Here is a 14,015-nt window from a genome sequence, read left to right as displayed (position 1 = left end):
TGAGGCCCGCCTATCGGCCCCATGAGCCGTTCATAGCAAAGGGCCCTGTCTGTAGCAGACAGGGCCCTTTTCATGGCGGGAACTCAGGCGAGATTACAGCTCGATAACGTCGAACTTCACGTCCGGATCCACATCCGCGTCGTAATCCACCTCGTCCAGACCGAAGCCGAACAGGCGCAGGAACTCCTGCTTGTAGCCGGTGTAGTCGGTCAACTCGGAGAGATTCTCGGTGGTGATGGAAGGCCACAGATCCCGGCAGGTCTGTTGCACGTCTTCACGCAGCTCCCAGTCATCCATGCGGATGCGGGCCTTGTCATCCAGGGCCAGATCGCCGGTGTAGAGACGGGTGCGCATCAATCTGTCCACCTGCTCCATGCAGCCTTCGTGGATGCCCTTCTCTTTCATGATCTTGAAGGCCATGGAGATATAGAGCGGCATCACCGGAATGGCGCTGGAGGCCTGGGTGACCACGGATTTGAGCACGGCCACGTGGGCGGTGCCGCCCTTGGCCGCCAGGGAGCCACGGATGGCGGTCGCGGCGCGGTCCAAATCTTCCTTGGCGCGCCCCAGAGTGCCATGCCAATAGATTGGCCAGGTGAGATCGGTGCCGATGTAGGAGTAGGCCACCGACTTGGCGCCATCGGCCAGCACGTCTGCATCACGCAGGGCCGCCATCCACAGCTCCCAATCCTGACCGCCCATGACGGTGATGGTGCTCTGGATCTCTTCCTCGTTCGCCGGCTCGACGGTGGCGGTGATGATCTGATCCTTGTTGGTATCGATGGCGGTGGTGGTATAGGTCTCGCCGATAGGCTTCAAGGCAGAGCGCACCACTTCACCGGTGTCCGGCATCTTGCGTACCGGCGAGGCCAGGGAGTAGACCACCAAGTCGATTTGACCCAGATCGGCCTTGATAAGCTCGATCACCTTGGCACGGCACTCATGGGAGAAGGCATCGCCGTTGATGCTCTTGGCGTAGAGACCGGCCTCTTTGGCAGCCTTGTCGAAGGCGGCGGAGTTGTACCAGCCGGCAGAACCCGTCTTGGTCTCGGAGCTTGGCTTTTCGAAGAAGACACCTATGGTCGCGGCGTCGGAGCCAAAGGCAGTGGCAATGCGCGAGGCCAGGCCGTAACCGGTGGAGGCGCCGATCACCAGCACCTTCTTGGGGCCATTGGCAATGGTGCCATTGGCTTTCGTGTAGGCAATCTGGCGACGAACGTTGGCTTCACAACCGACCGGGTGAGTGGTGGTACAGATAAAGCCGCGAACCTTGGGTTTTATAATCATGTTGGGTCTCGACACCGTTAAATGAATGAAATCGGGGCATAAGATACCTCATTGTGGCCCGTTATGGTGCTCTGATGTGTTGAACTGCCTGGAAAACCGGCAAAGTGCCGTCGCCCGCCGCGAAAAATGAAAAATCCGTTGGTGCAAGACAACACCCTCAACCCAATTGGGTGTATCAACCTCAGCGACCTGGAAACGACCCAGTGCGAAAGCCGTTTAGAGAGGGGTAAAAGGCCGGTGAATCAACAGCAGGCCCAGTGATAGCACCGGCTAGATGGCAAGCCTTCGGGCCTATCGCCACCCATCCCCTCATGCAACCACCACATCACTCCCTGATAGTCACCAGCCTTATTTTGGTCCTGGTGGTAGCCGTGGTAGCAGAATAGATATCAGGCAACATAAAGACTCCTCGATTGGTTACGTCATCCGCAGCGAACCAGAGGGCCTCCATGACAGGGTTTATGATGGGTTAGAAATACAGAAGTATAATAAGGTTGCTATTTCAGTAGGTGCCACGCCATTAATTACACGTTCTTCACACATATTAATTACAAATTTAAAGTTTAATTTTAATTTTAATTTTAATTTTAATTTTCAAAAACATTAATATAACTTCGCGACATTTAGGCATCAATTAAAGGGTTGACACAGGACCCTCGTCTGGGTATTTTTTTGCTCCTGCATATTGTTATGCAGTATTTTAAATGACTGTGACTTGATGTTTTAAGGAGATGAGATGGCAATCATAGACTCAACAACTCAAGAGTTTCAAAGTTTCATTAAAAACGGCGGCTCACTGACATTTACGATTGATGCTCGCGATATCTCTGTTAGTGATTTCGAAGAGCTTGATAGCATCAAGCCAATTCTCTGCAGTGGCTTCGAAATCCCTCCGTCTCTGGTCATTCATGATCCACTGGAGAAGACGGTGACACATAAATATGGCGACGAGTGGACTAAGATAGTTGAGGAAATATATAGCCGAGGTGGGCGCATTGTTTACCAAAAGCAACCTTCCGGCCAATTCCTCGCTACATGCACCATCCCTGCCAACGCCTGATATAAAGACTCTCTGGTTATTTAAAGTAAAACCCCGCCATGGCGGGGTTTTACTCGATATGAGCAGCACCACTCTTGCTATCCAAACAATCCAGGCTGATACCGGAGCCCGATCAATTGCCACTGCTCCGCCACTACCGCATGGGTTTAGGGCAGCCCATGTTGGCGACCCCATTTCGCTATATTGCGACTGTTGAACTCATCCCGGATAGCCCTATCTCGCAACGTCACCTTGGGGTGCGCCCCGCTGGGAATGTAATCAACGCGCCCCCCATGCAATGCACCTCTATCAGCACCGGCTCACGGGCTGGGGCAAGCAATAGGTACAATATGGCGCAGGGCCGCGCGACCGGGCCGATAGCCCGAATGTAACGGTGGATGGACTAGCACTTCGATTGGATTTTGTACTGTTTTTTCCCACATAGCCCCGTAACTACCCTGGAGCACCTTGAAGTGATGGGCTGTATGAGAGCCACCGCACAGGCAAACCGGCTGGCAACGCCAGAACACCTTCATAAACTGTGGCAATCTGTCATGAAGCAGCTCGCCGCAGCGACTACTGTTTCAGATACCCGATGCAACCGGCAAGTCACCTGCCCAGGCTTGGTTGTGCAGGCACCGCATTCAAGGAGGAGTCCATGTCACGCATTCTGGCCATCTGCCTCACCAGCCTGATCCTCACTGCCCCGCTGGTTACCCAGGCCGCCGTCTATCAATGCACCGTCAACGGCCGCGTCAGCTTCAGCGACATCCCCTGCAGCGGTGACGCCAAACCCATGGACTTGCGCGTCTACACCCCACCGATCGAGGCGGTGGCAGAGGCCAGCAAGCAGACCCAGGAGATAGAAAAAAATCTGGCCGACAGCCAGAAGCAGCGCCAGATTGCGACCCTGCGCGCCGAGATGGAGGCCAAACAGCAGAAGATGAAAGGTGAGATCGCCAGGTTCAACGGGGCCACGACATCCCAGACCGGTGAGCCACGCTCCGCCGCCGAGATACAGTCCCTGACCCGCCGCCATCAGAGCGACATGGAGGCCCTGAACAAGCAGATCACGACCCTTCAGCAGCAGAAATAGACAGGCTCAGGTGCCAACGTCGGCGCCTGAGCCGGCAAACTGGAATGAAAAGGGGGAGCCAAGGCTCCCCCTTGCTACTCCCCTCAATACTGGGTTTCGAAAGCGGCCTCGGTGACCCCGGCCGGCAGCGCCAGGGCGCCGGGCGTGGTCTTGCTGACCACCAGCCTGCTGGCCAGGGTGAAGGTCAGCGGCTCTATGGCCGACACCTCGCTGGACGGGGCCACATACAGCTTGTAGGTGCCGGGCTCGATGACCCACTCGCTGTTGAGGTTGTCGAAGCTGGCCAGCCAAGTGGCCGGGATCTCGAAGCTCAGCGTCTCGCTTGCCCCCGCCGCCAGCAGGCCGGTCTTGGCGAATGCCTTGAGCTCGATGGCCGGCTTGCCGAGGGTACCCGCCGGCGCGGCCACATAGACCTGGGCGGCCTCCTTGCCCGGCAGATCGCCACTGTTGTACACCGTCGTCGTCAGGCTCAGCTTGCCCCCTTGCTCGGTGAGGCTGTTGGCCGTGATCGCCGTGTTCTTGTAGTCGAAGCTGGTGTAGGAGAGTCCATAGCCAAAGGGATAGCTCACCCCCTTGCCGAAGGTCGCATAGTAGCGATAGCCGACATAGATGCCTTCGTTGTAGTAGTGAGTATCTATGGTGCCATCACCGTCAGTGTCGGTACCTGGGAAGCCCTTGGACGAGGGCACATCTGTGTAGCTGAGGGGGAAGGTCTGGGTCAGCTTGCCGCTAGGGTTGACGGCCCCCGACAGCAAGTCGGCCACCGCATTGCCCGCTTCCTGCCCCGGCATGTAGGCCAGCAGTATGCCGTCTACCTTATCCTGCCAGGCGCTGGTGTCCATGACGCCACTGATGTTGAGCACCACCACCACCTTCTTGCCCTGGCCGTGGAAGGCGGCCGCGACGTCGTCGATCAGGCTCTGCTCCACATCCGACAGCTGGTAGTCGCCCTTCAGGTTCTGGCGATCCACCCCTTGCATGGAGTTGCGGCCCAGGGTGATGACGGCGACGTCATTGCTGGCGGCGTAGGCGCCGATGTCGCTCGGGCTCAGCGCCGGCTCCGGGCAGCTCACCACGGTGGAGATGCCACCGAAGTCGCTCGATGTCTTGTTCGCCTCGAAGAAGCTGCGATAGAACTCCTTCAGCCCGGCATCGACGACGAACTGCTGCGCCAGCCCGTCCACCATATTGACGGTATGGGCCGCGTTCACATCACCGCTGCCGGCCCCACCTTTCAGCGTGTTGATCTGGGTGATCCCGAAGGAGGCGACCTTGCTGCCCTTGGTCAATGGCAGACTGGCCTGGCTGTTTTTCAGCAGCACCATGCCGTCGCTGGCCGCCTGCCGGGAGAGGCGAGCATGGCCGTCGAGATCCGGCGCATTGCCAGCCACATAGCCCTGGTTCGATGGCATCTTCAGCACCTGGGTCAGGATCCGCACCGCCCCCTGCGCTATGGTGTCGGCGCTCAGATCCCCGGCGGCATAGGCCTCCTGCAGGCCGGTCAGGGCATCCCCGTAACCGTATGGCAAAGCCGGTCCACCCGGTTCAATCAGGTCGTTGCCCGACTTGATCATCGCGGCATAGCTGCCGTCCCCCGACCACCAGTCGCTCATGACGAAGCCCTCGAAGCCCCATTCGCCCCGCAGCACAGCGGTGTTGAGATCGGCCCACTGCCCGGTGTAGGTGCCGTTGACCTTGTTCATGGCGGTCATCACCGCCCAGGGGTTGGCGTGCTCCTCCGCGTATTGGAAGCCCCGCAGATAGATCTCCCGGATGGCTCTTGGGGAGATGATGTTGTCCACGATGGAGCGCGAGGTCTCGGCATTGTTGGCGATGAAGTGCTTGATGGTGGTTCCCACCCCCTGGGCCTGCGCCCCCGCCACCTCGGCGGCCCCCATCACTCCCGACACCAGCGGATCCTCGGAGAAGTATTCGAAGTTGCGACCGTTGAGCGGGTCGCGCTGGATGTTCATGCCGGGTGCGAGCCAGACATCCAGCCCGTACTCCTTGATCTCGTTGCCGATGGCGGCCCCCACCTGCTTGACCAGGGCCGCATCCCAGGTCGAGGCCAGCAGGGTCCCCACCGGGAAGGCGGTGCCATAAAAGGTGCCCGCTTCTCCGTCTCGGGTCGGCGTGATGCGCACCCCGGCAGGCCCATCCGCCAGCTTGCTGGCCGCGATGTCCAGACCCGACTCGGCGTTGTAAACCCCGTTGATGTAGCCCACGCTGCCGGGCACATCGCTCTTGAGGTTATTCAAGGCATCCTTGTTGGCCACGAAGGCGCCATTGGCAAACACATAGCCAGGCCCCACCAGCATTCCCAGCCGCTCCTCGGGGGTCATCTTCTGCACCATCCCCTCGGCGAGATTGCGGTAATAGGCGTTATCCTTGTTGACCTCTGTCTTGGCGCTGGAGCTGTTGTCATTACATCCTTGCGCCACCAGGGCCACTGCGATGGCAATGGCAACCCCACTCCATCTGTTGAGGTTATTATTATGTTTCATATGATTCCCTTTCATTCCATGTTCAGGTGAACAAACAAGCCAGAATAGCCTGCGCAGCGTAGCGCGAAGACAAGGGTGCCCGCTTTGCATCCGGGAGCGGGAATTGTGCATGGCGGTGGTGATATTCAATATCACCACCGCCATCACAGCATTACATTTGGTTACAACAACAGACATTAAGTTTCACTGCATTTGATCTGACGCGCAGTTATCTCACCGGGAAGATGCCTTAATCGCGCAGCGCAGCAGGATGCTGCCTGGCCAGCACAATAATACTTATCAGGCATGAAGGGACTTATATGGGGAAGAGCGTTTCCAATATTATCGCCAGATCGACGCTGCATTTCCTGCGCGAAAATGGCGTTAATATCGATGCCATCCGTGCGCAGTGTCAACTCAGCCAATATGAGCTGGATAAGAATGATGGCCGCATCTCGGACAAACAGCATCTGCGCTTTATTAAAGAGACGGAGCCATATGATTTTCTGTGGCAAGAGCGCATGCGCCAAACCGATGCTGATGATCAGATCATCAGCGGGGCCTACGCACTATTTCCGGAGCTGGTGGGTTATTGCCTCAATCAGAAAAATGCCGAGGAGGCGGTGCTCGGCTATATCCGTAACCGGGTCATCATCGGCAACTGCGACAACTTCGTCCTGCGCAAGGAGGGGGAGCATCTCGCCATCGGCTATGTCGAGGAGTCAGGCATGCCGCAGCGCAACTACTCCGCCATCGGCAACTTCATGCTGCTCAGGGCCCTCGTCCGTCTCTATGCCCCTACCACCAAGAGCGCCGTTTCCCTGCGCGGGAGCGATGAGCGCGGGCGCAAGCGGCTCGATGATGCCTTCGGCTGCCACTGCCAGTTTGGGCAGGAGGCCAACATCATCTACTTCAAGGGGGCCGATCTGGCCAGCCCGGCCGAGACCTATCTGCCCCTGCTCAACAAGAATCAGCACCAGCTGATCACCCGCAAGGTGGCGGCGCTGGAACATGAACAGGGTTTTTCATCCCTGATCTATTCCCTGCTCGATGAGGTCATCGAGAATGACCATATCCAGGATGAGACCAGTTTCATGGATCATATTTGTGCCGTCATGGGCATGAGTCGCTGGACCATCAATATTCGCCTCGGTCAGGAGGAAACCAATCTCAGCCTGCTATTAAAAAAGGTGCGAATAAATAAGTCCTGTCGCTGGCTGGCCGAAACCAACCTGAGTGTTCAGGATATCAGCGAACGGCTGCGTTTCTCTTCCCTCTCGGTATTCTCGCGGTTTTTCTCGACCCATATGGGTTCTTCTCCCCTGCACTATCGGCGCCGGCTCGGTCAGCGGATCTGATGGGCCTCATATAAATAGGTCTCATGTAAATAGGTTTGGCGCCGATAATCTCGCCCCCAGGTCTGCAATCACATCCCGAATGGCACCATAATAATGGGGTGCCAATTGATGCGTATTTATAGCTGCATCCTGCATGACTGGGAGATCACCCTGTGATTATCCGACCACGCAGGGGCTAGCCGATATTCAAGTCTCCTCACCCAATAAATTAATCGGCACTGAAAATTAAAAATACAAAAAGTTCACCGTAATTCGAGTAGGGTTCATGGGATAGCGATGCTATTGTTAATTTACTCAGATTACGGTCAGTCTGTCATTCAAGGGTCTCATGGAGGAGCTCTGTTATGTTCTGGAAACGCACAACCAGCAAGGAAGCGAGTGAACAGGCGGCAAGAGTGGTGGAGCTGGGGGCCTTCGAACAGGCCATCCAGTCTCAGGTTCCCTACATCCAGTTTACCCCGGAGGGGATAGTCACCTTCGTCAACGATCTCTTTTTAAAGATTGTGGGTTTCAATCGTGATGAGGTGATGGGTCAGCATCACAGCGCACTCTGTTTCCCGGATGACGTCAAGAGCCGCGACTATGAGTCCCTGTGGCGAGATCTTCGCGGCGGCGCCTTTCGCAATGGTCGCTTTATCCGCCAATCCAAGTCAGGCAAGGCAATCTGGCTCGAAGCCACCTATTTCCCCATCATGGTCGATGGCAAGGTGAGCAAGGTGGCCAAGGTGGCTTCGGATGTCACTGCGCAGCAATCATCACTGGAGCGTACCCAGGCGCTGCTGGCCGCACTGGACAAATCCCTGGCCGTCATTGACTTTGAGCCAGATGGCACCGTCATCACCGCCAATCAGAATTTCCTCGATTGCTTCGGATACCGGCTGGACGAGGTGACAGGCAAGGCACACCGCCAGTTTTGTGATGACGATTTTTACAAGAAAAACCCCCACTTCTGGCGCGATCTGGGCTCAGGGGACATCAAAACCGGGCTCTTTATGCGCTTTGGCAAGCAGGGTCAGAAGATCTGGCTCGAGGCCACTTACAACCCCATCTTCAACCATGAAGGCAAGGTGGTCAAAATCATCAAGCTGGCCAGTGACATCACCGAGCGGGTAGAGAAATCCCTCTCCATCAAGGAGGCCGCCCACACCGCCTGCGCCATTGCGGGCGAAACGGTGGCCAGCGCCGCCAGGGGCCGGCAGGTGATCGACAAGGTGCTCACCACATCGAATCATATCAACGCCTCCGTCAGTGATGTGGCCAACCAGATTGAACTGCTCAACCAGCAGTCGAGAAGCATCGAAGCCATCATCTCCACCATCAGCAGCATCGCGGATCAGACCAATCTATTGGCGCTGAATGCAGCCATAGAGGCCGCGCGCGCCGGGGAGCAGGGACGAGGCTTTGCCGTGGTCGCCGACGAAGTGCGGCAACTGGCCGCCAGAACCAGCACCTCCACCAGTGAGATAGGGGCGGTGATCAAGCAGAACTCCAGCATTACCGCGCGGATCACCCAGACGGTTGGCGTGGTCTCCACCAATGCCATTGCGGGTCAAGAACAGGCAGGCATCATTTCGGAGGTCATCGAAGAGATCATCAAGGATGCCAATTCGGTCTCGGATACCGTCAAAAATCTCTCTTTGTAAGGGAGTTTCGTAACCGAGATGGCGCGTTTCGCGGCGCCTTGAGCGGAGTGAGGCCATCGGGCAGGGTGCATTCCCTGCCTGATGGCGCCACGGAACCGGCAGTGCACAGCATTACCATGGCGTCAGCATCAACCCCAGCGCAGTGCCTCTATAAACGGTTGCCCTGCCCAGCCCCTTCTGCTTTCCCATCTCGGCGCCATGGTCATCCAGTGACTTTTTCAGGAACGTCTGGAGGAATTCAATAATAACCATGCGGGCTTGCGGTTGTTTCTGACCCCCTAACATCAGATAATACCGCCCGCCTTCACAGCGGATAATCCAAATCTGATGACTGAGTACCTGCTTTTACTGATTGGCACCGTGCTGGTGAACAACTTCGTGCTGGTGAAATTTCTCGGCCTCTGCCCCTTCATGGGCGTCTCCGGCAAGCTGGAAACCGCCATCGGCATGGGACTGGCGACCACCTTCGTACTGACCCTGGCCAGCGCCTGCTCCTACCTGGTGGAACATTACATTCTGCTGCCGCTCTCGGTCGGGTATCTGCGCACCCTGGCCTTTATCCTGGTGATCGCTGTGGTGGTGCAATTTACCGAGATGGTGGTGCGCAAGAGCAGCCCGACCCTCTATCGCCTGCTCGGCATCTTTTTGCCGCTCATCACCACCAACTGTGCCGTGCTTGGGGTTGCCCTGCTCAACATCAATGAGCGCCACAACTTCATCCAGAGCATCATCTATGGCTTTGGTGCCGCCGCCGGTTTCGCCCTGGTGCTGGTGCTGTTTGCCGCCATGCGTGAGCGCCTGGTGGCCGCCGATGTTCCGGCACCGTTTCGCGGCGTCTCCATTGCCATGATCACCGCGGGCCTGATGTCCCTTGCCTTCATGGGCTTTACCGGCCTCATCAAGATATAGCCTTATGACTCACTTATTGTTTGCCATCCTGGTTCTGGCGCTGTTGGCCCTGGCCTTCGGTCTCATCCTGGGATTTGCCGCCGTCAAGTTCAAGGTTGAAGCCGATCCCATCGTCGATCAGCTCGATGCCTTGCTGCCTCAAACCCAGTGTGGCCAATGCGGCTACCCGGGCTGCAAACCCTACGCAGAGGCCCTCGCCAATGGCGATGCCGTCAACAAGTGCGTACCGGGTGGCGATGCCACCATGCGCAAGATCGCCGATCTCATGGGGGTAGAACCCCTGGCCATGGGGGGCGATCACGCCGCCGTGCCCATCAAGAAGGTCGCCTTCATTCACGAGGATCAGTGCATCGGTTGCACCAAGTGCATCCAGGCATGTCCGGTCGACGCCATTGTCGGTGCAACCAAGGCGATGCACACCGTCATCACCGCCGAGTGCACGGGTTGCGACCTCTGCGTCGACCCCTGCCCCACCGATTGCATCGAGATGATCCCCGTGCCCACCACGGTCGATAACTGGAAGTGGGATCTCAATAGCGTCGTTATCCCGGTCAAGATGGTGGAGTAGTCATGCAGTCTGTTATCGAACGCATCAAGGCCGGGGCCCTGTGGGATTTTCATGGCGGCATCCATCCCCCAGAGAACAAGCATCAGTCGAGCCAGCACCCTGTCGTGCAGGCCGGGCTGCCCCCCGAGCTTATCATTCCGGTGCGCCAGCACGCGGGCCAGGCTGGCGCCTTGCTGGTCAAGGTCGGTGATAAGGTCAAGAAGGGCCAACCTCTCACGGCCTTCGAACGTGGCCGCTTCGTGCCGGTGCACGCCAGCAGCTCCGGGGTGATCAGCGCCATCGGCCAGCACACCGTTGCGCACCCATCCGGTCTCTCCGATCTCTGCATCACCCTTGTTCCCGATGGAGAAGATGCCTGGTGTGAACGTCAGCCTCAACCTGACTACTGGAATCTGGACAGAGTCAGCCTGCTCGAACGTATTCAAGGTGCGGGTATAGCGGGCCTGGGCGGCGCCGTCTTCCCGACCCACAGCAAGCTCGATGGCCATGGCCAGCTCACCGAGATCCTGATCATCAACGGCCTGGAGTGCGAGCCCTATATCACCACGGATGACCGGCTGATGCGTGAATACGCGGACGAGATCCTCGACGGCATCCGGGTGCTCAAGCATCTGCTCAAACCCAAGCTCACCCTGGTCGGCGTGGAAGACAACAAGCCGGACGCCGCCATGTCACTGCGCCAGCAGATAGCCGACGCCGAATCTGACATCCTGGTGCGAGAGGTACCGACCAAGTACCCCTCCGGGGGCGCCAAGCAGACCATAGAGCTGCTGACCGGTCGCCAGGTGCCCAAGGGGGGCCGGGCGGTCGATATTGGCATCATGGTGCTCAACGTCGCCACCGTGTTCGCCATCAAGCGCGCCGTCATGGATGGCGAGCCGCTCATCGAGCGCATCGTCACCCTCACTGGCGAGGCCTTCAAGCAGCCGGGCAATGCCTGGGTGCGCCTTGGCACCCCGGTACGCTGGCTCCTCAAGCGTTTCGAGCTGCAGCCGGAGCCGGGCCAGCGGGTGATCATGGGGGGCCCCATGATGGGCTTCACCCTGCCCCATGCCATGGTGCCCGTGGTCAAGGCCACCAACTGCCTGCTCGCGCCAACCCAGGTCGAGCTGCCCCCCCCCGAACCCGAGCAGTCCTGCATCCGCTGCAGCGCCTGCGCCGATGTCTGCCCCGCCACCTTGCTGCCCCAGGAGCTCTACTGGTACAGCCGTGCCAAGGAGTATGAGAAGGCCGAGAAGCTCAACCTGTTCGACTGCATCGAGTGCGGCGCCTGTGCCTGGGTCTGCCCGAGCCAGATCCCCCTGGTGCAGTACTACAAGATTGCCAAGGATGACATTCGCGAGGCTCGCGAAGAGGCCGAGAAGGCCGAACGGGCCCGCTTGCGCTTCGAAGCCAAGCAGGCTCGCTTCGAGCGGGACAAGGCCGCTCGCGAGGCCCGTCACGCAGAGGCTGCGGCGCAGCGCCGTCAGGCCATGGCCGCTGCCAGTGGCGAAGACCCGGTCGCCGCCGCCCTGGCGCGGATCAAGGCCAAACAGGATGCCCCCATCAACGAGGGCGCCCTGGATAACACGGCCATGGCCGCAGCCCGGGAAGCGCGCAAGCAAGAGGCACTGGCGCGCCGTGCCGCCAAGGCGGCGGAGCTGCCGGCTTCCCCCTCCGCCGTCCGTGACAGTGAACCCGCGACCGAGGCACCCGATCCCAAAAAAGCGGCCATTGCCGCCGCCATCGCCCGCGCCAAGGCCAAGAAGGCGGCAGATACCGCGCAGCCTGCCGCAGCCGTCGATACCCCTTCCTCGCAGGTGAATGACGACGCCCCTGCGACCGAGGCACCCGATCCCAAAAAAGCCGCCATTGCCGCCGCCATCGCCCGCGCCAAGGCCAAGAAGGCGGCAGAGGCCGCTCAGCCTGGCGCAGCCGTCGATACCGCATCCTCGCAGGTGAGTGACGACCCCCCCGCGACCGAGGCACCCGATCCCAAAAAAGCCGCCATTGCCGCCGCCATCGCCCGCGCCAAGGCCAAGAAGGCGACAGAGGCCGCGCAGCCTGGCGCAGCCGTCGATACCCCTTCCTCGCAGGTAAATGACAACGCCCCCGCGACCGAGGCACCCGATCCCAAAAAAGCGGCCATTGCCGCCGCCATCGCCCGCGCCAAGGCCAAGAAGGCGGCAGAAGCCGCGCAACCTGACGGCGCCAGCGATGCCGTTTCACCACAGGTAAGTGACGACGCCCCCGCGACCGAGGCACCCGATCCCAAGAAAGCGGCCATTGCCGCCGCCATCGCTCGCGCCAAGGCCAAGAAAGCGGCAGAGGCCGCGCAGCCTGACGCAGCCGTCGATACCCCTTCCTCGCAGGTGAGTGACGACGCCCCCGCGACCGAGGCACCCGATCCCAAAAAAGCCGCCATTGCCGCCGCCATCGCCCGCGCCAAAGCCAAGAAGGCCGAGCGGGACACCACCACAGACAGTGCTAGTCAGACTGATAGCAAGATGGATACCTGACTCATGTTCAACATCGCGAGTGCCCCCTTCGCCCATAACCGCAAGCAGACCCAGACCCTGATGGTGCTGGTGATCCTGGCCTGCCTGCCCGGGCTCGCCGCCCAGATCTGGTTCTTCGGCTGGGGAAGCGTCATCCAGATAACCCTGGCCGCGGTCACGGCGCTGGGTTGCGAAGCCTTGGTGCTGCGCCTGCGTGGCCGTCCCGTCAAGCCCGCTTTGCTCGATGGCAGCGCCCTGCTCACCGCCGTGCTGATAGGGCTGGCGCTGCCTCCTCTGCTGCCCTGGTGGATGACCCTGGTCGCGACCGCCTTTGCCATCATCATCGCCAAACACCTCTATGGGGGCCTGGGGCAGAACCTGTTCAATCCGGCCATGGTGGCCTATGTGCTGCTGCTGGTCTCCTTCCCGGTGCAGATGACCAGCTGGCTGCCCCCCGACAGCATCCGCGCCTACGGACTGGGCTTTGGGGATGCCGTCTCGACTATTTTCACCGGCTTCAGTCTGGACGGCTACAGCATGGCCCAGCTCAAGCAGGGGATAGACGGCCTCACCATGGCGACCCCCCTCGACACCCTCAAGACTGGCCTCGGCCAGGGACTGACCGCCAGCGAGGTCATGAGCCATGCGGTGTTCGAGGGCTGGGGCGGCATCGGCTGGAGCTGGGTCAATCTGGGCTATCTGCTGGGCGGCCTCTTCCTGCTGCAACAGAAGGTAATTGCCTGGCGCATCCCGGTCGCCGTGCTGGCCAGTCTGTTTGGCGCCGCGACCCTGGGTTATCTCATCAGCCCCGATGCCACCGGCACCCCCATGTTCCACCTGTTCAGCGGCGCCACCATGCTGGGAGCCTTCTTCATTGCCACCGATCCGGTCAGCGCCTCCACCACGGCGCGGGGCCGCCTCGTCTATGGCGCCCTCATCGGCATCCTGATCTACATCATTCGTCGTTTCGGGGGCTATCCCGATGCCATCGCCTTCGCCGTATTGCTGGCCAACCTCTGTGTACCCATGATTGACAGCCTGACTCGGCCCAAGACCTACGGAGAACGCCGTAAATGAGCGCCTCCTCATATCAAGCTTGCACAGTGCGGCTGGCCAACCTCTGCGTGACCACAGGGATTGACAGCCTGACTCGGC

11 protein-coding genes are annotated in these 14,015 nt (G+C 59.4%); 8 read left to right on the top strand and 3 right to left on the bottom strand.

From position 1 onward, the window contains the following. Positions 1-93: 93 nt before the first annotated feature. Entirely contained in the window at positions 94-1,287 is a 1,194-nt protein-coding gene (fabV, locus tag M2367_RS04120) for an enoyl-ACP reductase FabV (RefSeq protein ID WP_042042227.1), read from the bottom strand. 736 nt (positions 1,288-2,023) lie between these two features. On the opposite strand from fabV, the gene M2367_RS04115 reads away from it, so the two are divergent. Beyond that, positions 2,024-2,347, top strand: a complete 324-nt coding sequence (locus tag M2367_RS04115; protein ID WP_224430668.1) for a hypothetical protein — start codon at positions 2,024-2,026, stop codon at positions 2,345-2,347. Positions 2,348-2,493: 146 nt separating this feature from the next. Here M2367_RS04115 and M2367_RS20460 read toward each other — a convergent pair whose 3' ends face one another. After that, positions 2,494-2,577 (bottom strand): hypothetical protein, encoded by an 84-nt coding sequence (locus M2367_RS20460; RefSeq protein ID WP_396021398.1) that lies wholly within the window; start codon positions 2,575-2,577, stop codon positions 2,494-2,496. Positions 2,578-2,984: 407 nt separating this feature from the next. On the opposite strand from M2367_RS20460, the gene M2367_RS04105 reads away from it, so the two are divergent. Next, entirely contained in the window at positions 2,985-3,422 is a 438-nt protein-coding gene (locus M2367_RS04105; protein WP_259235893.1) for a DUF4124 domain-containing protein, read from the top strand. A gap of 83 nt (positions 3,423-3,505) precedes the next feature. Here the strand turns inward: M2367_RS04105 and M2367_RS04100 are convergent, their stop codons facing one another. Continuing rightward, positions 3,506-5,926, bottom strand: a complete 2,421-nt coding sequence (locus M2367_RS04100; protein ID WP_259235892.1) for a glycoside hydrolase family 3 protein — start codon at positions 5,924-5,926, stop codon at positions 3,506-3,508. Between the two features lie 299 nt (positions 5,927-6,225). On the opposite strand from M2367_RS04100, the gene M2367_RS04095 reads away from it, so the two are divergent. The 6 genes from M2367_RS04095 (at position 6,226) to rsxD (ending at position 13,937) form a co-directional block, all read left to right on the top strand. Then, on the top strand, positions 6,226-7,263 hold the full coding sequence (locus M2367_RS04095; RefSeq protein ID WP_259235891.1) for an AraC family transcriptional regulator: 1,038 nt from the start codon (positions 6,226-6,228) through the stop codon (positions 7,261-7,263). Between the two features lie 344 nt (positions 7,264-7,607). Further along, entirely contained in the window at positions 7,608-8,906 is a 1,299-nt protein-coding gene (locus tag M2367_RS20455; RefSeq protein WP_404972851.1) for a methyl-accepting chemotaxis protein, read from the top strand. 327 nt (positions 8,907-9,233) lie between these two features. Then, complete coding sequence (rsxA, locus tag M2367_RS04080; RefSeq protein ID WP_042042230.1) at positions 9,234-9,815, top strand: electron transport complex subunit RsxA; 582 nt, start codon at positions 9,234-9,236, stop codon at positions 9,813-9,815. Between the two features lie 4 nt (positions 9,816-9,819). Beyond that, on the top strand, positions 9,820-10,383 hold the full coding sequence (gene rsxB, locus M2367_RS04075; protein WP_042042231.1) for an electron transport complex subunit RsxB: 564 nt from the start codon (positions 9,820-9,822) through the stop codon (positions 10,381-10,383). Positions 10,384-10,385: 2 nt separating this feature from the next. Continuing rightward, positions 10,386-12,881 (top strand): electron transport complex subunit RsxC, encoded by a 2,496-nt coding sequence (rsxC, locus tag M2367_RS04070; protein ID WP_259235890.1) that lies wholly within the window; start codon positions 10,386-10,388, stop codon positions 12,879-12,881. Positions 12,882-12,884: 3 nt separating this feature from the next. Next, complete coding sequence (rsxD, locus tag M2367_RS04065; protein ID WP_224430673.1) at positions 12,885-13,937, top strand: electron transport complex subunit RsxD; 1,053 nt, start codon at positions 12,885-12,887, stop codon at positions 13,935-13,937. Positions 13,938-14,015: the final 78 nt, after the last annotated feature.

Origin of the sequence: Aeromonas sp. BIGb0445 (genome assembly GCF_024809075.1) — a bacterium.
In the GTDB taxonomy this organism is placed as follows: Bacteria; Pseudomonadota; Gammaproteobacteria; order Enterobacterales; family Aeromonadaceae; genus Aeromonas; species Aeromonas rivuli.
The sequence above is the reverse complement of the archived record's forward strand: the minus strand, read 5'-3'. Positions and strand labels throughout refer to the sequence as shown.

Coding starts and splice junctions, on each gene's coding strand:
- M2367_RS04100 (WP_259235892.1), bottom strand. CDS start 5,926: ATGAAACATAATAATAACCTCAACAGATGGAGTGGGGTTGCCATTGCC.
- M2367_RS04095 (WP_259235891.1), top strand. CDS start 6,226: ATGGGGAAGAGCGTTTCCAATATTATCGCCAGATCGACGCTGCATTTC.
- rsxC (WP_259235890.1), top strand. CDS start 10,386: ATGCAGTCTGTTATCGAACGCATCAAGGCCGGGGCCCTGTGGGATTTT.
- M2367_RS04115 (WP_224430668.1), top strand. CDS start 2,024: ATGGCAATCATAGACTCAACAACTCAAGAGTTTCAAAGTTTCATTAAA.
- rsxB (WP_042042231.1), top strand. CDS start 9,820: ATGACTCACTTATTGTTTGCCATCCTGGTTCTGGCGCTGTTGGCCCTG.
- M2367_RS04105 (WP_259235893.1), top strand. CDS start 2,985: ATGTCACGCATTCTGGCCATCTGCCTCACCAGCCTGATCCTCACTGCC.
- rsxD (WP_224430673.1), top strand. CDS start 12,885: ATGTTCAACATCGCGAGTGCCCCCTTCGCCCATAACCGCAAGCAGACC.
- fabV (WP_042042227.1), bottom strand. CDS start 1,287: ATGATTATAAAACCCAAGGTTCGCGGCTTTATCTGTACCACCACTCAC.
- M2367_RS20455 (WP_404972851.1), top strand. CDS start 7,608: ATGTTCTGGAAACGCACAACCAGCAAGGAAGCGAGTGAACAGGCGGCA.
- rsxA (WP_042042230.1), top strand. CDS start 9,234: ATGACTGAGTACCTGCTTTTACTGATTGGCACCGTGCTGGTGAACAAC.